The sequence below is a fragment of the Williamsia herbipolensis genome, from assembly GCF_036153515.1.
GTDB classification, from domain to species: Bacteria; Actinomycetota; Actinomycetes; order Mycobacteriales; family Mycobacteriaceae; genus Williamsia_A; species Williamsia_A herbipolensis.
The window spans coordinates 3,961,601-3,984,847 of sequence record NZ_CP108021.1; the positions used below are offsets into that span (position 1 = coordinate 3,961,601).

26 protein-coding genes, 1 pseudogene and 1 riboswitch are annotated in these 23,247 nt (G+C 68.5%); of the genes and pseudogenes, 15 read left to right on the plus strand and 12 right to left on the minus strand.

Translation table 11 applies throughout. The annotated features are described in order from the left end of the window. The 3 genes from OG579_RS18415 to OG579_RS18425 all read left to right on the plus strand — a co-directional run bounded on the left by OG579_RS18415 (position 1) and on the right by OG579_RS18425 (position 1,708). Complete coding sequence (locus OG579_RS18415) at positions 1-639, plus strand: NUDIX hydrolase (RefSeq protein WP_328857121.1); 639 nt, start codon at positions 1-3, stop codon at positions 637-639. Positions 640-766: 127 nt separating this feature from the next. Further along, positions 767-1,318, plus strand: coding sequence for a YceI family protein (locus OG579_RS18420; RefSeq protein WP_045824195.1), 552 nt, complete (start codon positions 767-769; stop codon positions 1,316-1,318). Between the two features lie 192 nt (positions 1,319-1,510). Then, entirely contained in the window at positions 1,511-1,708 is a 198-nt protein-coding gene (locus OG579_RS18425) for a hypothetical protein (RefSeq protein ID WP_328857122.1), read from the plus strand. A 4-nt stretch (positions 1,709-1,712) separates the two neighbouring features. Here the strand turns inward: OG579_RS18425 and OG579_RS18430 are convergent, their stop codons facing one another. Continuing rightward, the gene (locus OG579_RS18430) at positions 1,713-2,294 is read right to left on the minus strand and encodes a TetR/AcrR family transcriptional regulator (protein WP_328857123.1); all 582 of its coding nucleotides are present in this window, start codon (positions 2,292-2,294) and stop codon (positions 1,713-1,715) included. Positions 2,295-2,389: 95 nt separating this feature from the next. On the opposite strand from OG579_RS18430, the gene OG579_RS18435 reads away from it, so the two are divergent. Beyond that, entirely contained in the window at positions 2,390-4,174 is a 1,785-nt protein-coding gene (locus tag OG579_RS18435) for an adenylate/guanylate cyclase domain-containing protein (protein WP_328857124.1), read from the plus strand. 12 nt (positions 4,175-4,186) lie between these two features. Here OG579_RS18435 and OG579_RS18440 read toward each other — a convergent pair whose 3' ends face one another. Then, a complete protein-coding gene (locus tag OG579_RS18440; protein WP_328857125.1) occupies positions 4,187-5,176 on the minus strand; it encodes a threo-3-hydroxy-L-aspartate ammonia-lyase in 990 nt (329 codons plus the stop codon). 44 nt (positions 5,177-5,220) lie between these two features. Between OG579_RS18440 and OG579_RS18445 the strand changes: the two genes are divergently transcribed. From OG579_RS18445 to OG579_RS18455, 3 genes are all read left to right on the plus strand, one after another. After that, positions 5,221-6,093 (plus strand): oxidoreductase, encoded by an 873-nt coding sequence (locus tag OG579_RS18445; protein ID WP_045824191.1) that lies wholly within the window; start codon positions 5,221-5,223, stop codon positions 6,091-6,093. 102 nt (positions 6,094-6,195) lie between these two features. Further along, a complete protein-coding gene (locus tag OG579_RS18450; RefSeq protein WP_052689025.1) occupies positions 6,196-6,942 on the plus strand; it encodes an LppU/SCO3897 family protein in 747 nt (248 codons plus the stop codon). Between the two features lie 296 nt (positions 6,943-7,238). Continuing rightward, positions 7,239-8,699, plus strand: coding sequence for a DUF222 domain-containing protein (locus OG579_RS18455; protein ID WP_328857126.1), 1,461 nt, complete (start codon positions 7,239-7,241; stop codon positions 8,697-8,699). Between the two features lie 15 nt (positions 8,700-8,714). On the opposite strand, the gene OG579_RS18460 is transcribed toward OG579_RS18455, so the two are convergent. Together OG579_RS18460 and OG579_RS18465 are read right to left on the minus strand one after the other, a co-directional pair. After that, a complete protein-coding gene (locus OG579_RS18460) occupies positions 8,715-9,347 on the minus strand; it encodes an alpha-ketoglutarate-dependent dioxygenase AlkB (protein WP_328857127.1) in 633 nt (210 codons plus the stop codon). A 48-nt stretch (positions 9,348-9,395) separates the two neighbouring features. Continuing rightward, positions 9,396-10,556, minus strand: a complete 1,161-nt coding sequence (locus tag OG579_RS18465) for a pyridoxal phosphate-dependent aminotransferase (RefSeq protein WP_328857128.1) — start codon at positions 10,554-10,556, stop codon at positions 9,396-9,398. Positions 10,557-10,671: 115 nt separating this feature from the next. On the opposite strand from OG579_RS18465, the gene OG579_RS18470 reads away from it, so the two are divergent. Together OG579_RS18470 and OG579_RS18475 are read left to right on the plus strand one after the other, a co-directional pair. Then, entirely contained in the window at positions 10,672-11,487 is an 816-nt protein-coding gene (locus OG579_RS18470) for an LppU/SCO3897 family protein (protein WP_328857129.1), read from the plus strand. Positions 11,488-11,500: 13 nt separating this feature from the next. After that, on the plus strand, positions 11,501-12,112 hold the full coding sequence (locus OG579_RS18475) for an LppU/SCO3897 family protein (protein ID WP_328857130.1): 612 nt from the start codon (positions 11,501-11,503) through the stop codon (positions 12,110-12,112). Between the two features lie 9 nt (positions 12,113-12,121). Here OG579_RS18475 and OG579_RS18480 read toward each other — a convergent pair whose 3' ends face one another. Then, on the minus strand, positions 12,122-13,774 hold the full coding sequence (locus OG579_RS18480; protein WP_055787853.1) for a DNA repair helicase XPB: 1,653 nt from the start codon (positions 13,772-13,774) through the stop codon (positions 12,122-12,124). A gap of 214 nt (positions 13,775-13,988) precedes the next feature. Here OG579_RS18480 and OG579_RS22015 point away from each other — a divergent pair. After that, positions 13,989-14,513 (plus strand): annotated as a pseudogene (locus OG579_RS22015) (GrpB family protein); the annotation flags it as partial. On the opposite strand, the gene OG579_RS18485 reads toward OG579_RS22015, so the two are convergent. Next, positions 14,482-16,845 (minus strand): helicase-associated domain-containing protein, encoded by a 2,364-nt coding sequence (locus tag OG579_RS18485; protein WP_328857131.1) that lies wholly within the window; start codon positions 16,843-16,845, stop codon positions 14,482-14,484. The pseudogene OG579_RS22015 and the gene OG579_RS18485 overlap by 32 nt on opposite strands. 33 nt (positions 16,846-16,878) lie before the next feature. On the opposite strand from OG579_RS18485, the gene OG579_RS18490 reads away from it, so the two are divergent. The 4 genes from OG579_RS18490 to OG579_RS18505 are packed head-to-tail and all read left to right on the plus strand — an operon-like array spanning position 16,879 to position 18,502. Continuing rightward, positions 16,879-17,073, plus strand: a complete 195-nt coding sequence (locus tag OG579_RS18490) for a hypothetical protein (RefSeq protein ID WP_045824154.1) — start codon at positions 16,879-16,881, stop codon at positions 17,071-17,073. A 3-nt stretch (positions 17,074-17,076) separates the two neighbouring features. Then, the gene (gene moaC / locus OG579_RS18495; RefSeq protein ID WP_328857132.1) at positions 17,077-17,592 is read left to right on the plus strand and encodes a cyclic pyranopterin monophosphate synthase MoaC; all 516 of its coding nucleotides are present in this window, start codon (positions 17,077-17,079) and stop codon (positions 17,590-17,592) included. Continuing rightward, positions 17,589-18,065, plus strand: coding sequence for a MogA/MoaB family molybdenum cofactor biosynthesis protein (locus OG579_RS18500; RefSeq protein ID WP_328857133.1), 477 nt, complete (start codon positions 17,589-17,591; stop codon positions 18,063-18,065). Before moaC ends, OG579_RS18500 begins: the two co-directional genes overlap by 4 nt. Further along, on the plus strand, positions 18,065-18,502 hold the full coding sequence (locus OG579_RS18505) for a molybdenum cofactor biosynthesis protein MoaE (protein WP_328857134.1): 438 nt from the start codon (positions 18,065-18,067) through the stop codon (positions 18,500-18,502). The genes OG579_RS18500 and OG579_RS18505 overlap by 1 nt, the downstream gene beginning before the upstream one ends. Positions 18,503-18,635: 133 nt before the next feature. On the opposite strand, the gene OG579_RS18510 is transcribed toward OG579_RS18505, so the two are convergent. From OG579_RS18510 to OG579_RS18530, 5 genes are all read right to left on the minus strand, one after another. Further along, positions 18,636-19,283, minus strand: coding sequence for a transglycosylase family protein (locus OG579_RS18510; RefSeq protein ID WP_328857135.1), 648 nt, complete (start codon positions 19,281-19,283; stop codon positions 18,636-18,638). Positions 19,284-19,292: 9 nt separating this feature from the next. Continuing rightward, a riboswitch (cyclic di-AMP (ydaO/yuaA leader) is annotated at positions 19,293-19,431 on the minus strand. Between the two features lie 390 nt (positions 19,432-19,821). Continuing rightward, the gene (locus tag OG579_RS18515; RefSeq protein ID WP_408068700.1) at positions 19,822-20,091 is read right to left on the minus strand and encodes a MoaD/ThiS family protein; all 270 of its coding nucleotides are present in this window, start codon (positions 20,089-20,091) and stop codon (positions 19,822-19,824) included. Continuing rightward, positions 20,088-21,119 (minus strand): GTP 3',8-cyclase MoaA, encoded by a 1,032-nt coding sequence (moaA, locus tag OG579_RS18520; protein WP_328859291.1) that lies wholly within the window; start codon positions 21,117-21,119, stop codon positions 20,088-20,090. The genes OG579_RS18515 and moaA overlap by 4 nt, the downstream gene beginning before the upstream one ends. A gap of 139 nt (positions 21,120-21,258) precedes the next feature. After that, positions 21,259-21,768, minus strand: a complete 510-nt coding sequence (locus OG579_RS18525) for a flavin reductase family protein (RefSeq protein WP_045824149.1) — start codon at positions 21,766-21,768, stop codon at positions 21,259-21,261. A gap of 39 nt (positions 21,769-21,807) precedes the next feature. Then, positions 21,808-22,017 (minus strand): hypothetical protein, encoded by a 210-nt coding sequence (locus OG579_RS18530; protein WP_045824148.1) that lies wholly within the window; start codon positions 22,015-22,017, stop codon positions 21,808-21,810. Positions 22,018-22,240: 223 nt separating this feature from the next. Here OG579_RS18530 and OG579_RS18535 point away from each other — a divergent pair, with 223 nt between their 5' ends. After that, entirely contained in the window at positions 22,241-22,663 is a 423-nt protein-coding gene (locus OG579_RS18535) for a cold-shock protein (RefSeq protein ID WP_045824184.1), read from the plus strand. On the opposite strand, the gene OG579_RS18540 is transcribed toward OG579_RS18535, so the two are convergent. After that, a complete protein-coding gene (locus OG579_RS18540) occupies positions 22,660-23,247 on the minus strand; it encodes a DUF2771 family protein (protein WP_328857136.1) in 588 nt (195 codons plus the stop codon). The genes OG579_RS18535 and OG579_RS18540 overlap by 4 nt on opposite strands.

Consider the following 23,247-nt stretch of genomic DNA (forward strand, 5'->3'; position numbering starts at 1 on the left):
ATGGACAGCAGCGGGGCCACCATCGACCTCACCGGTGACGACCCGAGCGTGCGTGCCCGCATCGCCGACCGCCTCGCGGCGTTTCCCTTCACCCGTGTCGACCCGCCGGACACCCGGCGCGCCGCGGTGGTCATCGCGGTCACCTCCGTCGACGGTGTCCACGGGATCTGGCTGACCAAGCGACCCGATCGCATGCGGGAACATCCCGGCCAGTACGCGCTGCCCGGAGGACGTCTCGATCCGGGTGAGGACGACATCGACGCCGGGTTGCGGGAACTGCACGAGGAGATCGGCGTGACCACCGGCCGCGACGACGTCATCGGTCGGCTCGACGACTACCCGACACGCTCGGGCTATGTGATGGCGCCCATCGTGGTGTGGGCCGGACCCGACCGCGTGACCGCGCTGAACGAGGACGAGGTCGCCACCCTCTTCTTCATCCCGATGGACGAGGTCGCGGTCGAACCGCGATTCATCTCGATACCGGAGTCGCCCCGACCGGTGATCCAGCTGCCGATCGTGGGTGCGCTGGTGCACGCTCCGACCGCCGCGGTGATCTACCAGTTCGCCGAAGTGGTCCTCGCGGGGCGGGCGACGCGGGTGGACGAGCTCGAACAGCCGGTGTTCGCCTGGCGCTGACCTGCGCGAACCAACTGTTCACCGCGAATGTGCGCCCCGGTGGAATACATCCGGACCGCGGTCCGGTTGAATGGATGTCAGCAACGCGAACCGCCCCGGTTCACACCATCCCTGTAGGAGAAACCTCATGGCCGACACCATCACCACCACCGATCTTGCCGCGGGCACCTGGAACATCGATCCGGTCCACTCGGCGATCGCCTTCTCGGTCCGCCACCTCGTCGTCAGCAAGGTGCGGGGCACGTTCGACACCTTCAGCGGCGCGATCACCATCGCCGCCGACGGCACCCCCTCGGTCACCGCCGAGATCGACGTCACCTCGATCAACACCAAGAACGAGCAGCGCGACGGCCACATCAAGTCCGCCGATTTCTTCGACGCCGACACCCACCCCACCGCCACCTTCGTCTCGAAGTCGGTGACCAAGTCCGGCAGCGACTACGTCCTCACCGGCGACTTCACCCTCAAGGGCGTCACCAAGTCGGTCGATCTGGACCTCGAGTTCAACGGCGTCAACCCCGGCATGGGCCACGGCGAGGTCGCGGGCTTCGAGGCCTCGGTCGAGCTGAACCGCAAGGACTTCGGCATCGACATCGACATGCCGCTCGAGACCGGCGGCGCCGTGGTCGGCGACAAGATCACCATCACCCTCGAGATCGAGGCACTCAAAGCTTCCTGACAGCCGGAACAACGCGAGGCCCGGAGCGAGAGCGGGCCCGGCGAATGAGAATGGCGCGGCCATCCTCGCAGACGCGAGGGTGGCCGCGCCAATCCTTTTCCGGGGCAATAAATTCAGTCGACGTGCCTGGACGACACGTCTACGTTCGTCGGTGAAATGTGTTGCAGGAACACACCGATCGGAGGAGAGACGATGAGTACATCGCACGTTGTGTGGGCATCCCGCGGCCTCGACCTGCGGTCGGTGTGGACGCGTCTGCGTCCGCGGCGCGAGCCGGTGGAGCTGAGCGATGAGGAACGGCTGCAACGACATCTGCGTCGACAGAACCGGCGTGAGATCGAGCGCGCCGCGTACCGCGCTGCCTACCAGCAGCTTGTGCTGCGCCGCTGACCGTTCAGCGGGGCGCGATGCCGTGCACCAGCAGGTCGACGAGGCCGGTCAGATACTCCTCGTCGACCTGTTGGTGTGTGAGGAGCAGCCGGGCGTAGATCGGCGCGTAGAGCGACTCGAGCGCGAGTCGGTGATCGACGGTCTCGGTGATCTCGCCGCGGGCCAGGGCGCGTTCCAGGATCACGCCGACGGTGGTCATCCGGTCGTCGACGAGTCGCCGCCGGGCCTCGTCGAGCCGGTCGAAGTCGAGAGACATGGTCGCCAGGCGCAGCAGGGCCTTGCTCTGGGGCGACGAGAGCGAGTCGCGGAGCCCGATCGTGAGCTCGACCAGGTCGCTGCGGAGGTCGCCGGTGTCGGGGACGGTCACCGAACCGATGTCGATGTGGCTCAGCAGTGCATCGGTGATGAGTTGTTCCTTGGTTTTCCAGCGCCGGTAGACCGATGTCACATGTACGCCCGCGGCTTCGGCCACCGATGCGATCGTGACGCCGTCGAAACCGGTGTTGAGCAGCTCGTTCACCGCAGCATTGAGCACCCCGTCGACGACCGCTTTACCGCGTCGGTGGGTCTTCTGGGGCGTGGCCACGCGGCCGAGCCTAACGCAATGTCGGTTGCGTTATGTACGATTTCGCAAAAGGTGTTGCGTTAGGTGGCGCGGATTCGGGGAAGGCGGTGACGGAGATGACAGGACGTGCGACAGCACGGGTCCGCAGACTCGGTGGCCGCAGCACTCGCGAGCGTCTCCTCAACCCGTCGCGACTCCCGGGCTTCGGCCTGGTGCGGTCGGTCGCCGGCGACTATCCCTTCGCCGGGCGCGACTGGGAATCGATCGACCCGGCCGAGCGACGGACCGTGGCACGCCGACTCATGACGATCGCGGTGCTCGGCATCGTGGTCGCCAACGTCGCGGTCGGCATCGAGACCGTCATCCTCGTCGCCCTGGTCACCAGCGGCGGCGATCTGTCGTTGATCTCCGAGGCGAAGACCTCGATCGTCGCGGTCACCCTCGCGTTGATCGTCGGTGTGGTCGTCGACCTCATCGCCGGCGTGTCGATGGTGCGCCCGCAGACCGCATGGTTCACCAGTGGTGAGCCCGCCGACGCCCATCGCCGGCGTTCGGTGCAACGGATGCCCATGCACGGCGTCGTCGCGACCGCGATGGGCTGGGCCGCCGGTGTCCTGACCTATGCGGTGGTCAGCGCCGACGCCTCGCCCATCCAGATGCTGATCGTCAGCTGCGCCTTCGCGCTGGCCGGGGCGTCCTCGGGTTGTGTCACCTACATGGTGCTCGAGCGCGCGGGCCGTCCCATGGTCGCCGCGGCGATGCGCGACGCACCGCCGCGTCGGCCCATGCTCGGTGTCCGCGAACGCATGATCGTGCTCTGGGTGGTGTGCAGCGGCGTGCCCCTGGTCGGGATGCTGATGATGAACATCGGCCGTGCGATCGGCTGGGTGCCGCCGAGCCACACCGCACTCGACGTCCCCACCGTGGTCCTCGCCGCGGTCTGTCTCCTCAGCGGTGCCCGCGCGATCGCACTGGTGTCGAAGTCGATCACCGACCCCCTGCGCGGTATGCGGCGTGCTGTCGACCGCGTGGGTGAGGGCGAATACGACACGAAGGTCGACGTCTACGACTCCTCCGAGCTCGGCGTGCTGCAGCACGGCTTCAACGAGATGGTGGACGGCCTCACCGAACGTGAACGCCTGCGCGACCTGTTCGCGCGCCACGTCGGCAGCGAGGTCGCCGCACAGGCCCTGTCGCACGACGTCGGCATGCACGGGGTCAACACCGACGTCGGTGTGCTGTTCGTCGACATCGAGGGCTCCACGCGCTTCGCCGAGTCGGCCGACCCCACCGTCGTCGCCGAGATGCTCAACCGCTTCTTCACGATCGTCGCCGAGGTCGTCGAACGCCACCACGGCTTCATCAACAAGTTCGAGGGTGACGCCGCCCTCGCGGTGTTCGGTGCACCGAACCCCATGGAGGACCCGTCGGCCGCGGCCCTGCGCGCGGCCCGCGAACTGGGCGCCGAACTCGAGGCCCTGCACCCGTTGCGGGTGGGCATCGGTGTGTCCGCCGGGCGCGTGTTCGCCGGCAACATCGGCGCGGAGACCCGGTACGAGTACACCGTGATCGGCGATCCGGTGAACGAGTGCGCGCGTCTCGCCGAGGTGGCGAAGAGCGCCAAGTCGAACGTGCTCGCCGGTGGCGCGGCCGTCGCGGATCTGCTGGGTGACGCGCCCGCGACCGACGACGAGGCCGACGACGACGCCGGGTCCGAGATCGTGGCGCACGACGAGATGTGGGAATGGGTGTCGATGGGTGCGATCACCCTGCGCGGCCGCGGTGCGGCAACCGAGCTGTACGCCCCGATCGACCTCCTGCCCAACGGGGAGTCGCCGATCACCGATCTCGTCGACGGACTGATCCGCAAGCCCCTGTCGATCCTGCGCGGCCGCCGCTGAAACCTGGGGGTTCTACGGTGTCGGGGCCGCCAGGCGCGCGAGATCGACGTTGCCGCCGGACAGGATCACGCCGATGCGCAGACCGCTGAACCCGTGTCGGGCGTCGAGTGCCGCGGCCACCCCCAGCGCCGCGGTCGGTTCAATGACCACTTTGGCGCGTGTCGCCACGAACTGCATCGCGGTGATCAGTTCGGAATCCTCGACGGTGAGGATGTCGGTGACCCGCTCGGCGATGACACGGAACGTGTGGTCGCCGAGGTGGGTGGTCTGGGCGCCGTCGGCGATGGTGCGCGGCGGGTCGATCGTGACGATCGATCCCGACCGCAGCGAACGCAGGCCGTCGTCACCGGCCGCCGGCTCCACCCCGTAGACGCGGGTGTCGGGGGCCAGACCGCCCGCGGCGAGCAGTGAGCCGCTGAGCAACCCGCCCCCGCCCAACGGCACCAGCAGCACGTCGAGATCGGGCACGTCGGTGAGCAGTTCGAGCGCCGCGGTGCCCTGGCCGGCGATCACGTCGGGATGGTCGTACGGCGGGATCACCGTCGCCCCGGTCCGCTCGGCGATCTCCGTGGCGATCGCGGTGCGGTCCTCGGTGTAGCGGTCGTACCGCACGATGGTCCCGCCGTATCCCTGCGTCGCGGCGACCTTGGATGCGGGTGCGTCGTGCGGCATCACGATGGTCGCGTCGATGCCGTGCAGTCGCGCGGCCAGCGACAACGCCTGCGCATGATTGCCCGAGGAATAGGTCACGACACCGCGCCGACGCACCTGAGGGTCGAGACGTGCAACCGCGGTGTAGGCGCCGCGAAACTTGAAGGCGCCCATGCGCTGCAGGTTCTCGCATTTGCAGAACAGGTGCGCGCCGGCGGCGTCGTCGATCGCGGTGGAGGTGAGCACCGGGGTCCGGTGGGCGACACCGGCGAGCGTGGACGCGGCGTCGTCGACATCGGCGAACGTCAACGGCTCCGGGGTCGGTGGCTCCGGGGTCACGGGGTCGGCCATGCTCGCGACCCTACCCATGCGCGGCGCCCGGGTAGCATCGGCGCGTGAGCACATGGTCGACGAACGACATCCCGGATCAGACCGGCCGCACGGTGGTCATCACCGGCGCCAACAGCGGTCTCGGCGCCCAGGCGGCGAAGGCTCTCGGTGCCGCGGGGGCGACGGTGATCCTCGCCTGCCGCACGGTGTCGAAAGCCGAGCCTGTCGCCGCCGAGATCGGACCGAACGCCTCGGTGGCCGCGCTCGATCTCGCCGACCTGTCGTCGGTGCGGGCGTTCGCCGAAGGCATCGACCACCTGGACGTGCTGATCAACAACGCCGGCGTGATGGCCGTCCCGAAGTCGCGCACCGCCGACGGCTTCGAGATGCAGTTCGGTACAAATCATCTCGGCCACTTCGCGCTGACCGGGCTGCTGCTGCCGAAGATCACCGATCGGGTGGTCACGGTGTCGTCGTTCGCCCACGCGATCGGCAAGATCGATCTCGACGACCTCAACTACGACCACCGTCGCTACGAGCGGTGGTCGGCCTACGGTCAGTCGAAGCTCGCGAACCTCATGTTCGCGTTCGAACTGGCGCGCAAGCTCGGCCGGTCGGGGTCGGCGGTGTCGTCGATGTGCGCCCATCCCGGCTACGCCAGCACGAATCTGCAGTCGCACACCGAGTCGTTCTACGACCGGTTCATGAAGCTGAGCAATCTCGTCGCCCAGTCGGCGGCCGACGGCGCGCTGCCCGAGCTCTACGCGGCGACCTCGCCCGAGGCGGCGTCGGGTGCCTTCTACGGTCCCCGTGGCCTCGGTGGTCTGCGCGGCGCGCCGACGCTCACCAAACCGTTGCCCAAGGCGCGCAACGAGAGTGTGGCGCAGTCGTTGTGGGTCGCGTCTGAGAAGCTGACGGGCGTCACCTTCGACCTCTGACGGTCACGAGGACACTTTCGCTCCCGTCGGTAACAGTCGCTTTCGACCGGAAGGCGCTGTAACTTCTCTCCGATCACCGCCCGCGATGATCGGAGAACAGTTGTGACCAGTCCTGATGATCCGAAGCCGGACGAGTCGTCACCGTCGATTCCCGCGGGTGAGCCCCCGACGTCTCCGCCGACCTACCCGCAGGCAGGGCCGCCGCCTGGATCGGCGCCGATCCCTCCCGGTGGGGTTCCGCCGCAGCCTGGTGGCCCCGGCGCCGCGCCCTACGGTGCGCCTCCGCCCTACGGTGCCGCGCCCTACGGCGCACCGCCGAAGAAGTCGCGCAAGAAGTTGTTCGCCATCATCGGCGGCGTCGTGGTGTTGCTTCTCGTGGTGGTCGTGATCATCGGCGTGGTCGCCTCCAAGGACACCATCACCGACATCAACGACGCGAAGGCCGGCGACTGCATCACCGTGAGCGGCAGCAGTACTGCCGCCAAGCCGAAGACGGTCGACTGCGGCAGCGACACATTCAACTTCGTGGTCGCCGAGAAGATCGACGGTGGTGCGAACTGCGCCAACGAGCAGTACTCCCAGCTGACGCAGGAGGACAAGGGCAAGTTGTGCCTGGTGCCGAACATGCAGGTGGACAAGTGCTATCAGCTCGCCGGTCCGGGCGGATCGATCACCGACTTCACCGAGGTCGAGTGCGGTGCCGAGCCGGCCGAGGGTGGAGCCCAGGTGGTCACGGTGAAGAATCGTGAGGACGCCACCGAGATCGACTGCACCGACGGCATCCCCATCACGTTCGAGAAGCCCACTCCACTGGGCTACTGCCTCGCGGTCAACAACTCCACCGGCTAGCCACCCAGTTGCTGACTGTGTGGAAACGGCCGTAGGTACTGCTGACTGTGTGGAAACGGCCGTAGGTACTGCTGACTGTGTGGAAACGGCCGTCGAGTGTGCTGACAACGTCGCGCCTGCCGACGACGAGACAACGCACACTCGGCGTCCGGCTTCCGCACCGTCAGCGGCAGTAGAACCCAACCTCCCACACGAAATACGTTCACAGTGAACAACATTCACTGAATTCAATCCTCCACACCTCGAACACACGTGCTAGAATAGACGTACAGTCACACCTGGGGAGGGGGCAGTCAGTGAGCGATCTCGTGGCGAAATACGCTGCCCTGCAAGCCCTGGTGAAGGAGATCGCGAAAGAGACCGCAGACGCCCACGACGACGAGACCGTCGCGCAACTGGCGATCGACCACCACAGCGTTGTGCGTCAATTCGAGTCCATCGGTAACCAGCGCATCCTCGAGGTCTCCGATCGTGACGCCCACCGCACCGTGGGGTGCGTGACCGTCACCGAGTTCCTGCAGACCAAACTGCGGATCACTCATCCCAAGAAACGTTTGCAGGCGGTCCAGGCGCTGGAACCGATGCACGCGATGACCGGCGAGAAACTGCCACCGGCGTGCCCGAACACCGCGCGCGAGTTGGCCGCCGGAACGATCGGACTCGATCACGTGCACGCGGTTCTCGACGTGCTGAAGAAGATCCCCTCGGCCGTCGGCGTGGAACAGCGGGCGCGGGCAGAGGAAGTCCTGGCCGAATTCGCAACCACACTCACGCCGAAAGAGATCGGCGCCGCCGGAGTCCGGATCCTGGCGCATCTCGACCCCGACGGAACACTGACCGACGACCACGACCGCGCCAGGAACCGGAAACTGAACCTCGGGTGCCAGGACTCGCAGTTGATGTCGAAACTCACCGCCACACTCGATCCGATCACCCGCGCCCTGTTCGACGTGGTGCTCGCCAAGTGGGCGGCGCCGGGGATGAACAATCCCGACGACGACCAGTCACCCAAAGGTGACCATGAGGACGCGAACCCCGAGCTGCTGAAGGAAGCAGCCGACCGCGACTGCCGCTCGCAGAGTCAGCGGAACCATGACGCATTCAAAGCTTTGCTCGATGCTGCGGTCAACGGCGGACTCCTCGGCAACTCCCATCGGGGTTTGCCGCCGCAGATCATCGTCTCGATCACCGACGCACAGCTGCGTGAGCATGCCGGTGTAGCACGCACCGCCACGGGCAGTGACCTGCCGATCAGCGACGTCGTGAAGCTCGCGGCCGAAGCGCAGCCCCACCTGGCCGTCTTCAGCGACGTCACCAACGAACCGTTGTTCTTCGGCCGGTCCCAACGTTTGGCGTCGCAGGCGCAACGGTTCATGGCCTTCACCCAGTACGGCGGCTGCAGCAAGGACGACTGCACGACACCGTTCGCGCACACCGAAATGCATCACGCCGAAGCTGATTGGGCTGACGGTGGTCTCACAGATTCCCCGCACCTGGCTCCGGCGTGTGGACCCCACAACCGGGCCGTCGGCGCAGAACCGCACCAATGGGTCACCGAAAAGATCACCGACGGACCCGACAAGGGCCGCTACGGATGGCGCCGCAACACCGACCCACCTGATCAACTCCGCGCCAACCACCTTCACCGCATCGACGAACTCTTCGAGCGACATCGGAACCGGTCCGACACCACTCCGGTGGTGAACGGGCGGTTCGACATCACCTGGCCGCGGGTGCACCTGTACCCGGCTGCGTAGCGGGGCGACGCTACGTCACCACACTCCGGTGGGCCGGAACTGCACGCTGATCCTCTGGCCCACACCGGTGACCTTGGGTATCGCGTGCTCCCAGGTGCGTTGGCAGCTCCCGCCCATGACGAGCAGATCGCCCTGCGCGACAAAGAACTTCAACGAAGCACCGCCGCCGCGCGGACGCAGCATCAACGGGCGGGGCGCGCCGAGAGACACGATCGCCACCATCGTGTCCTCGGTGCTGCCGCGTCCGATGGTGTCGCCGTGCCAGGCCACACTGTCGGATCCGTCGCGATAGAGGCACAAGCCGGCGGTCGCGAAACCCTCGGGCAGTTCGCCGCGGTAGTGCTCGGACAGTGCGTCGCGCATCGTCACGAGCAGTGGATGGGGGAGCGCGACACCCTCGCCGTACTGGCACAGCAACCGGGGCACGTCCACGACGCGGTCGTACATGGCGCGTCGCTCGGCCCGCCACGGCACATCGTCGGTGAGGCGCTCGTGCAGCTGCGCCGCACCGGCGACCCATCCCGGCGCGACATCGACCCACGCGCCGTCGGTGAGGGTGCGCCTCGTGACGATCGGCGCCAGGTCGGCGCAGGAGGGCTCATCGGTCACCTCGTCGAACAGGGAACCCTGCAACCCGGCCGTACTCATGCACCCAGTCTAGCGGCGATCGAACACCTGTGCGAGGGGGTTTGCGGATCACCGTCGCAGCGCGCGCAGGCGCTCTGCCCCCTCGACCAGTACCTCGTCGCGCTTGGCGAACGCGAATCGGACCAGGTGCGACCAATTGTCACGCCGGTCGACGAACGCGCTGACCGGCACCGCAGCGACCCCGATCCGTGCGGGCAGGTCCCGGCACAGCTGTTCGCCATCGGTGTAGCCGAGGGGCCGCGGATCGGCGCAGACGAAGAACGTGCCCTCGGTCCGGTGGACGTCGAAACCCACCTCGCGCAGCGCGCCCGACAGCAGATCGCGCTTGCGCTCCAGCGCGGCACACGACGCGTCGACCCACTCCATCTCGTGATCCAGCGCGTGCGCGATCGCCGGTTGGAAGGGGCCGCTGCCGACATAGGACATGAACTGCTTGGCCGTGCGCGCCGCGGCGATGAGACGCGCGGGACCGGAGATCCAGCCGACCTTCCACCCGGTGACGTTGAACGTCTTGGCCGCGCTCGACACGCGCAACGTCCGTTCGGCCATCCCCGGCAACGCGGCGATCGTCGCGTGGGGGCGCCCGTCGAAGACGAGGTGTTCGTAGACCTCGTCGCTGAGCACGATCACGTCATGGCGGATGCAGGCGTCGGCGATCGCCGCGAGGTCGTCGTCGGAGAGGACCGTCCCGGTGGGGTTGTGCGGGCTGTTGACGATGACCATGGCGGTGCTGTCGGTGATGGTCGTCGCAAGGGCATCGCGGTCGAGGACGAAACCGTCGCCGTCGGCGACGAGCGGGACGGTGGACCGGAATGCGCCCGCCATCGCGGTCGCCGCGGCGTAGGCGTCGTAGAACGGTTCGATGAGGACCACCTCGTGCCCGGGTTCCACCAGCCCGACGACCGCCGCCGCGATCGCCTCGGTGGCCCCGACGGTGATGAGGACCTCGGTGTCCGGGTCATAATCGATTCCGAGACGGCGTGATTGGTGATCGGCGACGGCCTGACGGAGCGCCGGGATGCCGGGACCGGGTGGGTACTGGTTCTGGCCGTCGGCGATCGCGGCACGAGCGGCGTCGAGCATGGACTGCGGACCGTCGGTGTCGGGGAAACCCTGACCGAGGTTGATGGCGTCGTGCTCGACGGCCAGCTGCGACATCTCGGCGAAGATCGTGGTCGCGAACGGCGCCAGGCGGGCAACGGTCGTCATGCACTCCAGGCTGTCACACCCTCCTCGAGCTGCCCGACGATGGCAGTAGTCTCGACTCCAGTACCGATGAGGGCAGCCCCATTCGGCGCAGACCCGAGGAAGCGGAGAGAGTGTGATGACCGGTCCCGAGGACTCGACGCCGCCCGGATGGACCCCGGCCGACGGAGGTCCGCCGGTCCCGCCGCCCCCGCACGATCCGGTCCCACACGATCCGCCGCCGTATCACCCGCCTCCCCGGTACCCGCCCGTCGGCGCCCCGAACCCGGCACCGCAGATGCCGTACTACCCGCCACCGGGACAACCCACCCCGTTCCCGGCGGCACCCGGCCCGTACGGTCCCGGCGTCCCGTCGGCCGCGATGGGCTACGGGATGAACCCGTACGGCACACCACCGCCGCGGCGTTCCCGCCTGAAGTGGGTCCTGCTCGCCGTCGGGGTGATCATCGCGCTGATCGGCGCGATCGTGGTGGCCGCCGCCGTGCTGACGCGCGACACCATCACCCGCATCGACGACGTGTCGGTGGGAAGCTGCATCACCGTGACCGGCGAGAAGAACGACGCGACACCGAAGAAGACATCGTGCGACGCGCAGTCCTTCAGCTTCATCGTCGCGCAGAAGACCGACAGTGAGTTCAGTGTCTGTGGCGATCCCCTCGACGCCCAACTGACCCAGGATGACCGCGGGAAGCTCTGCCTGGTCCCGAATCTGCGGACCGGCAAGTGCTACGTCTTCCCGACCGCGAACGGTTCGATCGTCGACTTCGCCGAGATCAGTTGTGCGACAGCCTCTCCGAATGCGGGCAACCTCGCCATCAAGGTGGTCGACCGGATCGAGTCCGCATCGGTGAACGTCTGCACGCAGGGGACACCGCTGCAGTTCACCCGACCGACACCGCTCACCTACTGCGCATCCCTGCTGACCCCGCAATGACAGGAACGAGTCCGTGACCCACCCCGGCTTCGGGCCGCCGCCTCTCGGCCCCCCATCGCCCTACGGCGGGTACCCGCCGCTGCCGTCGGCGCGACGACGCGCGGTGCCCCCGATCCTCTGGGTCGCGCTGGTCGTCATCCTCGGTCTCGTGATCGCCGTCGCGGTGTTCGCGTTCACGAACATCCACAACCGCGTCGACTCGACGGACGACGTCGCCGTGGGGGACTGCGTCTCGGTGCGCAACGCCGACAACGACGAGGTCAGCGTCCGGCGGGCCAGTTGTGGCCGCGACGAGGTCACCTATTACGTCGCGAGTACGTCGGACCTGTCACGGTCGCAGTGCCCGGGCCCGGCCTACGACCAGGTCTCGCTGTCCGGAGACGGATCACTGTGTCTGTCACCGAATCTCCGCGAAGGTCGGTGCTACGAGATCGGCTCACGATCGGCGTTCGTCGACCGTGCATGCACCGCGATCGCCCGCGGATCGAACACCATCGTGCAGGTCGCCCGCCGGACCGCGGGCGACATCACGCCGGATTGTCCGGACGGCAGTCGGGCCGTCGGGTTCGCGCTGCCGCGCCCCGTCGGCTACTGCCTCGCGCCGCCGTCGGGCACACCCACCTGAACGGCCTGCTCAGCCGATCGCCGGTCCGAGCAGGTCGTCGGCGTCGGTGATGCGGTAGGCGTAGCCCTGCTCGGCGAGGAAACGCTGCCGGTGCGCGGCGTAGTCGGCATCGAGGGTGTCGCGGGAGACCACCGAGTAGAAGTGGGCCTGACCGCCGTCCTTCTTCGGTCGCAGCAGCCGGCCGAGGCGTTGCGCCTCCTCCTGACGTGACCCGAACGTTCCCGAGACCTGCACGGCTACAGACGCTTCGGGCAGATCGATGGAGAAGTTGGCGACCTTGCTGACCACCAGAGTCGAGACCTCGCCGCGCCGGAACTGCTCGAACAGGATCTCGCGGTCCTTGTTCTTGGTCGACCCCTGGATCACCGGCGCGTCGAGCGCGGCACCGAGTTCCTCGAGCTGATCGATGTAGGCGCCGATGATCAGTGTGGGCGCATCCTCGTGGCGGGCCAGGATCGACTTCACCACGTTGACCTTGGTGTGCGCGGTCGAGCAGAGCTTGTACTTCTCCTCCGGCTCGGCCACGGCGTACTGCAGCCGCTCCTCGTCGGTGAGTGTGACCCGGACCTCGATGCAGTCCGCGGGCGCGATCCAGCCCTGTGCCTCGATGTCCTTCCACGGCGCGTCATAGCGTTTCGGCCCGATCAGGCTGAACACGTCGCCCTCGCGACCGTCCTCGCGGACCAACGTCGCGGTGAGGCCGAGGCGGCGGCGCGACTGCAGGTCGGCGGTCATCCGGAACACCGGCGCGGGCAGCAGGTGCACCTCGTCGTAGATGATGAGTCCCCAGTCGCGGGAGTCGAACAGCTCCAGATTGCGGTACTCGCCCTTGGAACGACGGGTCATCACCTGATACGTCGCGATGGTGACCGGACGGATCTCCTTGCGCTCACCGGAGTACTCGCCGATCTCCTCCTCGGTCAGCGACGTGCGGGCGATGAGCTCGCGTTTCCACTGCCGTCCGGCGACGGTGTTCGTCACCAGGATCAGGGTCGTGGCACCGGCCTTGGCCATCGCCGCGGCACCGACCATGGTCTTGCCCGCGCCACATGGCAGCACGACGACGCCCGAGCCGCCGGCCCAGAACGAATCGGCCGCCATCTGCTGGTAATCGCGGAGCTCCCAGTCGGTCTCGGCGAGCTCGATCGGATGTGCTTCCCCGTCGACGTATCCCGCGAGATCCTCGGCAGGCCAACCGATCTTGAGCAGCAGCTGCTTGATATGACCGCGCTCGGACGGATGCACCACGACGGTGTCGTCGTCGAGCCGCGCGCCGAGCATCGGCGCGATCTTCTTGTGTCGCATCACCTCTTCGAGCACTGCGCGATCGAGGCTGACCAGCGTGAGGCCGTGCACCGGGCTCTTCACCAGCTGCAGACGGCCGAAGCGGCCCATGGTGTCGACGATGTCCATCAGCAGCGGCTGGGGCACCGCGTAGCGGGAGAAGCTGACCAGGGCGTCGACCACCTGCTCGGCGTCGTGACCGGCGGCGCGCGCGTTCCACAGCGCCAACGGGGTGATGCGATAGGTGTGCACGTGCTCGGGGGCACGTTCGAGCTCGGCGAACGGCGCGATCGCGCCACGCGCGGCGGGCGCATCGGGGTGGTCGACCTCGAGGAGCAGGGTCTTGTCGGACTGGACGATCAAAGGGCCTTCGGTCACCGATCCATTGTCCACGGTTTTCGCAGACCGTGTCGCGGGCTTCTCCGCAGGGTCGTTCGTGAGCGGGGTCAAGGGCGACGGCGTACACAGAATGCACCGATGAGCGGCGTCGTGCGGAATATCCACACGCCTGGTCGCATGCGTGTGATCTGTGTACGTCGGCTCGTCACGCCTTCCAGCGGACCCGATACGGTGAAATCGTGTTGCGCGGTACGACTCCAACTGGCCGTCATCGTTCGATCGTGCTGCAGCCCACCTTCGGCGGTATGGCAACCCTCACTGGCTCGTCGAGCACATCGGTTCGACCGCGATCCCGGGAATGATGGCCAAGCCGATCATCGATCTGGCCGTACGCTTGGCGACCGACAACGAACTGGACGGCTATCGCGCGCGTCTGGAGATGCACGGATGGCGAGCGGGCAGCGGCGTGACGTCCCACGAAGTTCTCTTGTTCGAGGTCAACGGAGTGAGGGAACGGATTGCGCACTTCTTCCGACCCGACGCATGGGCAACCGCTCATCAGCGGGTGTTCAGGGATTGGCTCTTGTCTCATCCCGCTGATGCGGAGCTGTATCAGCGGGCGAAAGTCCGCGCATCGGCAATGCCGAACTACAACGCCGCGAAGTCCGCGACCGTCCAGAGCATCATGAACCGCGCAAGGGCTCCCGATCGTAGATGTCAACGACAAGTAGTTGACGCTGTCGGCGCTAGGAGCCCTCGAGCAGTTCCACCGAGGTGATGCGGTGCAGGGCGTAGCGTTCGTCGGCGCCGTCGGCATCGTTCACGACGAGCTGACCTGCACCGACGAGCTTCGGGACGACCACGTGTTTGCTCGCCGAGCCGTGCGCGTCGACGTAGCCGATCCGCACCTCGCGGCCCACGCGCATCGCCAGTTGCAACAGGGCGGTGGCCGGCTCGCCACCGCCGGCACGGACCGCGCTCGTCGAGTGCGCCGGGACCGCGGAGACGGCGGTGTCCTGCATCCGCATGCGGGTGACCACCGTCGCCAGCTGGTCGGCGTTCGGGGTGGGTGGTCGGCGGGCCGATCGACGTTGATTGCGCTGGATGGGCACACGCGCGCCGCGCTCACGCAGGTCGACCAGATCGCCCGCACTGTCCTCGCCCGCGGGTGCGAATCCGGCCGCGCGCAGTTCGTCGAGCACCTGCCGCAACGGTGCCTGCGACACCGCGACCGTGGGGGCGAGGGCCCGGAGCGCCAGCGCCTCGGTGACCGGCGAGGACAGCACAGCCGCCAGCGTCGTCGCGTCCTCGCACCGGATGAACGACGAGGCGACACCGACGCGCAGTTGACCGTGGCGCCGCGCGACGTCGTCGATCAGGTACTCGAGCGATTGTGGCACCGGGGTCTTGGAGTGCGCGGTGAAGAATCCGAGCAGTTCGGTGCCGGTGCGCCCGGTGTCGAGGGCGCGGCGCACCGAGGTGTCGGTGACGCGATACACCGATGCGGCGCCGCCGGATTCGAGGTCGGCGACGAGCGCGAGTTCGGCCGACAGTTCTGCGGTGAGCGGTCCGGGCGCGGTGACCGTGAGGTCGGCCTGGGTGAGGAAGAAGTCGATCGGGTCAGGCAGCGCCTTGGCCATCGCGGCCACGACCGGCTTGTCGACGTCGACCGCGGTGACGTCGCGCTCGGCCATCGTCAGCAGGGCGCGGCCCGACGCCGTCAGGGCACCGTGCGCGACGAGACCCAGTGCGCGCGCCTCCTCCAGGGTGGCATCGACGAGCCGCCGGGACAGTCGTCGTTGCCACCGGGGGTGTCGCCAGGCGATCAGGGCCATCAACGCGTCGGGGTCGATCGACTTGCCGGTCGCGCCGGCGGCCAACGCGGTCAACACCATTCGCCGTTCGACCACCGCCGAGACGTCGTAGAGGTCACCGGCGAGCGAGGGGATCGGTGCGCCCTCGGTGCTCGCCTCGCCGATCTGCCAGGGCCGTCGTGGCAACGTCAGCCAGGCGTCGGCGATGGCGAACCAGCGCCGCTCGGGCGGTTGGTGGAGCCACGGGTCGGCCGACACCGTCGGCGCCCACGCCGGCTCGCCGCTCTCCAGGGGCGGATCGGGGAATCCGCTGTCGATGAATCGGGCGCCGGCGAGCAGCTCCACCACGAAACCCTGTCGGGTGGCGTCGATCCCGGTCGTCTTGCTCAGCTTGCGCAGCTCCCGGACGCCGAGGCCGCCCGCCCGCAACACCAGTGCCGGCGTGGTGCCCAGCGCGTCGACGGTGTCGGTGAGGTGGCGTAGCAGTTCCAGGGCCTCGCCACCGGCGGCCGCCTCGACGTCGGCGACGGTGAACTTCCGTGCCCCGGTCACCGGGACCAGGGCGGGCTCGCGCAGATCGTGTGGCTCGCTGGGCTTCTCGCCACGCAGCAACTGTCCGAGGACAGGTGGGAGCTCGACGGTCTGGTCGTCGACGCGGGCCAGCAGACCCAGCGACACCAGCCGCGGCACGGGGCGCTGCGGGTCGGCGTCGGGCGCGGCGTCGCGGGTGCGACCCAGCGGCGACCCTGTTGCCAGGGTGTCCAACAGTTCCCGCTCGCGTTCACTCACCGACGACAGCGTCTCGGCGATGTCGGCGAGGGTCCGATCGGCCAACGGGCCGGTGAGATGCAGTGCCCGGGTGGGCAGCAGCGCGGGGGTGTGGGCGCCGGTCATCAGCTCGGTGTCGGTGCCCCACACGAGCGCGCGGGTGCGCAGCAGATCGAGTCGCGCGACGATGTCGTCTTTCTCGGCCCGCCCGTCGAGCGCCCCGACGACCGCGTCGACCGACGTGGGGACACCGATGCGTCGGCGATCGGTGTCGGTGCCGAGGCGGATCGTCTGCTCGGCCACGGCCACCGTGAGCAGATCGAGGTCGTCGGCCGCGAGGTTGATCGACGGTCCGGCCAGGGCGCGCTGAGCGAGGACCGCGGTGCCCGCGGGTGGGGGACTGGCGAGGTCGGGGCGCGCCGCCATCAACGCGACGAGCTGGTCGTCGGTGCGTGCGCCGAGGTCGGCCGCGAGCCCGCCGGGACCTGCGGCATCGATCGAGCCGTCGCGTCGATCCCCAGAACTCATCCCACCGATGATAGGGACCGCTCCCATGGCAGAATGATCGCCGTGGCTGAAAAGAAGAGATACGTCGACAACGGCTGGCCCCAGTCGGACGAGGGTGATCACGAGCACGCCGTGTCGGAGTTCGCCGCCAGCATCTCCGGAGCGCTGTCGCCCTTCGGTGACGTCGAGTTCCCGCTGCCGGTCGACCAGCTGCCGTACACGCACGCCAAGACCACGCCCAACCGCTGATCGGTGTCTGATCCGCGATCACCGGGTGACGACCTCCCCGGGGATCCCGTCGCCTCCGGTCTGACGCACATCGATGCGACCGGTGCCGCGCGCATGGTCGATGTCGGGGGAAAGTCGGTCAGCGACCGTGTCGCCGTCGCCGGTGGGACGTTCCGCACCACCGCCCAGGTGATCGACGCCCTGTCCGACGGCGCGCTCGCCAAGGGCGACGCCCTCGCGACTGCGCGCATCGCGGCCATCATGGGCGCCAAACGCACTCCCGACCTGATCCCGCTGTGCCACCAGGTGGCGCTCTCGTCGGTGACGGTCGACTTCACGATCGCGGCCGAGAGCATCGACGTCACCGCGACCGCCGCGACGTCGGATCGCACCGGTGTCGAGATGGAGGCGCTGACCGCCGTCGCCGTCGCCGGTCTGACTCTGCACGACATGGTCAAGGCACTCGATCCGTGGGCGAGCATGACCGATATCCGACTGCTCACCAAGTCCGGCGGCAAACGCGGCACCTGGTCGCGATGACCGCCCACACCGCGCGCGTCGTCGTCTCCTCGACCCGCGCCGCGGCCGGTGTCTACGCCGACCGGACCGGGCCCGTGATCGCCGCTTGGCTCTCCGAGCGGTCCATCGAGGTCGACGACGTCGTCGTGGTGGCCGACGGGGACGGTGTCGGCGACGCGCTCCGCGCCGCCGTCGGGGCGCAGGTGTCGCTGATCATCACCACCGGCGGCACCGGACTGCACCCCACCGACCTGACGCCCGAACAGACCCGGGCCGTCCTCGACCGCGAGATCCCCGGATTGGCCGACGCCGTGCGCGCCGCGGGTGTCGACAAGGTGCCCACCGCGATCCTCTCGCGTGGAACCGCGGGTATCGCCGGCTCGACCCTGATCGTCAACCTCCCCGGCTCCACCGGCGGCGTGAAGGACGGTCTCGCGGTCCTCGACCCGGTGCTCGCCCACGCCCTCGATCAGATCCGCGGCGGCGACCACTGATGGCCGCGGTCGTCGCACGCGCTGTCGTGACCGACGCGCCCATCGACCTCGCCGACCACGAGCGTGCCGTGGTCGACGCCGCCGGCGGTGCCGCGGGCGCGGTCGTCGGGTTCATCGGCGCGGTCCGCAACCACGACGGGGGTCGCGATGTGCGCGCACTGCACTACTCGGCGCACCCCACCGCCGGCGACGTGGTCGCCGAGGTCGTCGCGAAGGTCGCCGCGGAATCGGACGGGGTCCGCGCGATCGCGGTCTCGCATCGCGTCGGTGATCTCGTGATCGGCGACGCGGCTCTGGTTGTCGCGGTCGCGGCCGACCACCGTCGCGCCGCCTTCGACACCTGTGCCCGCCTCGTCGACGACGTCAAAGAGGCATTGCCCGTCTGGAAGCACCAGGTCTTCGCCGACGGCACCGACGAATGGGTCGGCTCGGCCTGACGTCTCGGCACGTTCGGCGGACATCTTCGGCCCGCTCGGCGGGAGTTTCGGCACGGTCTGGGAATGGAAAAGGGCCCCGCACGGACGGCGAGGTCACGTGCGGGGCCCTTCGACTGCGAGCCGTGTCAGGAGATCACGGCAGGGGGAGAAGTCCCTTGTTCTGGTTGAACAGAGCGATCTGTCCGGCGTCGAGCTGGAAGCCGCTGCGCTTGGCCTGCTCCCAGAACGCGGCGATGGCCGGGTTCACGCCGGGCTTGGCGACAGCCTCGTCGACCTGCTTCTTGACGTCGGCGGTGGTCTTGGCCGGTGCGGCCTCCTCCAGCGACTTCACGGGGGCCGAGGCCTTGCCGTTGAAGTCGGGTGCCTTGAACTCGGGGAGCTTCGGCACGTCGGTCGGGGCGGTACGCGGGGTCGGGGCGCCGAGGCCGGTGCCGCAGACGGGCCATGCGCCCTTGCCCTGGCCGGCGAGCACGCGCTCGGCGACAGCGATCTGCTGCTCCTTGGTGGCCTCGTTGGCCGTGGGTGCGTACTGGGTGCCGCCGTGGCCGGCCCAGGTGCTCTGGCTGAACTGCAGCCCGCCCTGGTAGCCGTTGCCGGTGTTGATTCCCCAGTTGCCGCCCGACTCACACTGTGCGACCTGGTTCCACTCTGCATCAGTGGCGGCCGAGGCGTTGCCCACTCCCATGAGGAGGGTGGCGCCACCGCCGAGAACGGCGGAGGTCACGGCCACTCGGGCGACGGTACGGGTGGCGGATGACTGCTTGCGATGACGTCCGGACATAGAGCTGTTGTTTCCTCTCTCCACGCGCCGACGAAGTCAGCTGTCGGGTTCGGGCTGAGAGGTTGCCCGGCTCCGCGAGGCGGAGCTTCACCCCGAGGGACTCGTCATTGATGACGAGCTCCGTTTCCGATGCCGGCGGTCGTGACCGTCGATGTCGGAGGTGGGTCCCCCGCCCTCGTTCCTGAAGTGTGTCTCTGGAGGCTCTGTCCACGGAACGAGGTTTGGCGCGGCAGACAGAACATGTTGTTTCGGGTGTGGCCACAGGTGCAGCCGAACGAGACGCTACGTGGTCGTCTCAGGTGTGTCATACCTTCGCATGACGAACGAGTGGACGTGTCGCCATGTATGACGAACGCGTTTCGGTCGTCATCGCAGGCCACAGCGCTGATAGCCGGTCCGTGTCCGATCCGTTATCGCCCCGTGATGTGAACAAGGTCACAGCGCGGATCGGGCATGGATTCACGTGGGTGGGAATGGTTCCGTCGACACTCGAAAAGTGGTCGCGCAGTCGGGATCTCACAGATACGCAGTTGTGACCTCAGCCACCGGCGAACGGTGGTAGAACCTCGATCACGGCGCACGGGGCGACCGGCAGGGAACGGTCGCGTACGGCGACGGAGTCGCGCAGGTAGGTGCATCGCCGCAGGACCTGCGCCAACGCCGGGTTCTCGCGCCCCAGAGCGGACTCCAGGTCGCCCACGGTCGCCGACGACCCGATCTCGACGGTCTCCTCGTCGTGACCGGCGGCTGCGCGTGCCGCCGCGAAGTAGCGCACCTGCACCGCCACGGTGCCGCGGTCGACGCTCATCCGCCGATCGCGGACATCGGACGGGTGGGCTGGAGGAACCCGGGGTCGTTGATGGCGTGCCCGGGCAATTTGCCCCAGGTCGCGCCACGCCAGGCCAGTGCGATCGCGGCGTCGTCGGCGCCGGTGCGCAGGAGTGCGCGCAGATCGGTCTCGGTGGTCGAGAACAGGCAGGTGCGCAGCTGACCGTCGGCGGTGAGGCGCGTGCGGTCGCAGTCGCCGCAGAACGGGCGGGTCACCGAGGCGATGATCCCGACCCGCGCGGGCGTGACGGTGCCGTCGGCATGGGTGACGTGGTGGCCGTCGACGATCCACGTCTGCGCCGGTGCCGATCCGCGTGGCGCGGTGTCGGCCACGAGAACGTAGTCGCGCGAGAGCCGCTCGACGACCTGATCGGCGGTGATCATGTCCGCCCGCGACCACTGGTGCTCGGCGTCGAGCGGCATCTGCTCGATGATCCGCAGCGAGAAGCCGTGCTCGAGGCACATGGCCAGCAGGGCCGGGGCGTCGTCGAGACCGCCGTCGGGATGGAGCACCGCGTTCACCTTGACCGGCGTGAGGCCGGCCTCGGCGGCCGCGGCGAGACCGTCGAGCACGTCGGCGATGCGGTCGCGGCGGGTGATGGCCGCGAAGCGATCGCGGTCGAGGGTGTCGAGGGAGACGTTCACCCGGCTCAACCCCGCGTCGGCCAGTGCCCTCGCGTGACGACGCAGTCCCAGGCCGTTCGTGGTCACCGAGGTCTCTGGGTGCCCGGGCAGTGCCGAGACGGCCTCGACGATGCGTGGCAGGTCCTTGCGGAGCAGCGGCTCACCGCCGGTGAACCGGACGGCCTCGATGCCCAGCTCGGTGACACCGATGGTGATGAGCCGGATGATCTCGTCGGCCGAGAGAACGGCGTCGCCGGGGAGCCAGTCGAGGCCCTCGGCCGGCATGCAGTAGGTGCAGCGCAGATTGCAGCGATCGGTCAGCGAGACGCGCAGGTCACGGGCGGCACGACCGAAGGTGTCGATCATCGGACCCTCGGTGGGCATGCCCTCGGTGTCGACCGCCGCGCCCGAGACGCCGGGCACGGCGAGCGGGATGCCCAGGGCGATGGCTGTCATGACACCAGCGTAGCCAGCTCCGACCGCGAGTGACGGTCACGTCGACGGCCGCGAGGTCGCGCGGGGGTCAGGCGCGGGCCTCGAGGGCCCGGAACGTGCTCGCGTGGAACACCAGCGGCTCGATGTCGGGGTCGGCGTCGAGCGCGGTGATCTCGAGCAGCACCAGATTGTGGTCGCCGGCGGGGATCTCGTTGTAGAGGGTGCACGAGAGGATCGCGGCGGCGTCGGGGACGAACAGTGCGCCCGAGTCGGTGACCGCGGGGGTGACGCCGTCGAAGCGGTGATCGGCCGCGCCGGCGAGCTGGCGGCATAGCGCGTCCTGGCCGGCGGAGAAGACACTGACCCCGATCGACGGGGCGTCGCGCAGCTTCGGCCAGGTGCTCGAGGTGTGCTGCACGCACAGCGACACCAGCGGGGGATCGAGCGACACCGTGGCGAACGAGCTCGCGGCCATGCCCACCGCGACGCCGTCGATCTCGGCGCACACCGCCACGACCCCCGACGGGAAACAGCTGTATGCGCTGCGTAGGGCGTCGCCGTCGGCGGCGGGACGCAGATCGGTCACGGTCACGGTCATCGGTATCCCCTCATTCGTGCCCCCTCGTCGGTGTCCTCGTCATCGGTGCCGTCGCCCGGAACGCAGGGCGAACACGAGCGCGAGAACGAAGCCGATCGGCAGGCCGAGGGTCAGCAGGTACACCAGGGCGGGCGCGCGCGTGCCGTCGTCGAGTGCGGGGACGGCGAACATCGTCACGGTGGCCGCGAAGCCGATCGCGAAGAAGATCAGCGCTGCGTAGAGCAGCCGGTTCCGGGAAGCCGATGGCATACCCACGACGGTAGAGCAGCGCGCCGGTCGGGCGCGCATCGGCGCCCGCCGTCGGTGGTGATGGAGTCCGTGCGGGCAAATCAGTCGACGACGAGGGCATAGAATGGTGGAGTAGCGCGTCGGTGAGTGGGACTGATGTCTCCACCTCGGTGCGCTTTCGTCGTGCCAGGGCATTCCCCGGGCCGACGACTCGAGACGCTACGACGATGTGAAGGTGAGCACGGTGCCTACCGGCAAGGTGAAATGGTACGACGCAGAAAAGGGCTTCGGCTTCCTGTCCCAGGAGGGTGGGGAGGACGTCTACGTGCGGTCGAGTGCGCTGCCCTCGGGCGTCGAGGGCCTCAAACCGGGCCAGAAGGTCGAGTTCGGCATGGCTGCGGGACGTCGCGGCCCGCAGGCGCTGTCGGTGACCGTGCTGGAACCGGCCCCGAGCGTCGCGAAGAACGCCCGCGAGGCCGCCGCCGCGCGTGAGCCTGCCGCCAAGCGTCATTCACCCGACGAGCTGCACGGCATGGTCGCCGATCTCATCACCCTGCTCGAGGGCAAGGTGCAGCCCGACCTCCGTCACGGCCGCTACCCGGATCGCAAGACCGCACAGCGCATCTCCGAGGTCGTCCGCGCCGTCGCCCGGGAGCTCGAGCACTAGCTCCCGATGGTGTTCTGGTAGGAATCGCCCGCGCCAGCCCCGGTTGATTGCGCCTCGCGGGGCATCGGAGTGTTCGGGGGCAGGGTCTTGAGCGACCAGAAGCCGCGGGTGATGGGTGCGCCGCCGGCGTCGGTGCGACCCGAGGGCAGGCGTACCTCCACGTTCGACACGATCTTGTCCTTCGTCGACGACACGGTGAACGTGAACCGCTCGTTGGGCGCGTAGAACACCGGCGGCTCCTGCTCGAAGCCCTTCGGGGTCAGGTACTCGATCGTGAGTGCCCACGGGGCGTCGGCGATGCCCTGCGACACCGAGATGATGGCCTGCTCACCGACCGGCACGGGCAGCTCGCGCGCGAAGGTGCCCTCGGCGCCCTTGCGACAGTTCGAGAGGTCGATGTCGCACAGGATCGTCGGCTGCACCTTCACCAGTGTCTTGCCGGTGGTGGCCTGCAGGTAGGGCGCCTCCTCCTCGTGGCCGGAGGTCAGCGCGAACACGCCGCCCGCGACCACCGCCACGAAGACGACACCGATGATCGCGATGATGGCGACGAACTTCTTCTCGCCGGAGCTCAGTCTGAACAC

Coding starts and splice junctions, on each gene's coding strand:
- OG579_RS18420 (WP_045824195.1), top strand. CDS start 767: ATGGCCGACACCATCACCACCACCGATCTTGCCGCGGGCACCTGGAAC.
- OG579_RS18425 (WP_328857122.1), top strand. CDS start 1,511: ATGAGTACATCGCACGTTGTGTGGGCATCCCGCGGCCTCGACCTGCGG.
- moaA (WP_328859291.1), bottom strand. CDS start 21,119: ATGCCCACCGAGGGTCCGATGATCGACACCTTCGGTCGTGCCGCCCGT.
- OG579_RS18485 (WP_328857131.1), bottom strand. CDS start 16,845: ATGAGTTCTGGGGATCGACGCGACGGCTCGATCGATGCCGCAGGTCCC.
- OG579_RS18460 (WP_328857127.1), bottom strand. CDS start 9,347: ATGAGTACGGCCGGGTTGCAGGGTTCCCTGTTCGACGAGGTGACCGAT.
- OG579_RS18525 (WP_045824149.1), bottom strand. CDS start 21,768: ATGACCGTGACCGTGACCGATCTGCGTCCCGCCGCCGACGGCGACGCC.
- OG579_RS18510 (WP_328857135.1), bottom strand. CDS start 19,283: ATGTCCGGACGTCATCGCAAGCAGTCATCCGCCACCCGTACCGTCGCC.
- OG579_RS18415 (WP_328857121.1), top strand. CDS start 1: ATGGACAGCAGCGGGGCCACCATCGACCTCACCGGTGACGACCCGAGC.
- OG579_RS18505 (WP_328857134.1), top strand. CDS start 18,065: ATGGCCGCGGTCGTCGCACGCGCTGTCGTGACCGACGCGCCCATCGAC.
- OG579_RS18440 (WP_328857125.1), bottom strand. CDS start 5,176: ATGGCCGACCCCGTGACCCCGGAGCCACCGACCCCGGAGCCGTTGACG.
- OG579_RS18515 (WP_408068700.1), bottom strand. CDS start 20,091: ATGAGCGTCGACCGCGGCACCGTGGCGGTGCAGGTGCGCTACTTCGCG.
- OG579_RS18490 (WP_045824154.1), top strand. CDS start 16,879: ATGATCGCCGTGGCTGAAAAGAAGAGATACGTCGACAACGGCTGGCCC.
- OG579_RS18435 (WP_328857124.1), top strand. CDS start 2,390: ATGACAGGACGTGCGACAGCACGGGTCCGCAGACTCGGTGGCCGCAGC.
- OG579_RS18470 (WP_328857129.1), top strand. CDS start 10,672: ATGACCGGTCCCGAGGACTCGACGCCGCCCGGATGGACCCCGGCCGAC.
- OG579_RS18465 (WP_328857128.1), bottom strand. CDS start 10,556: ATGACGACCGTTGCCCGCCTGGCGCCGTTCGCGACCACGATCTTCGCC.
- OG579_RS18530 (WP_045824148.1), bottom strand. CDS start 22,017: ATGCCATCGGCTTCCCGGAACCGGCTGCTCTACGCAGCGCTGATCTTC.
- OG579_RS18500 (WP_328857133.1), top strand. CDS start 17,589: ATGACCGCCCACACCGCGCGCGTCGTCGTCTCCTCGACCCGCGCCGCG.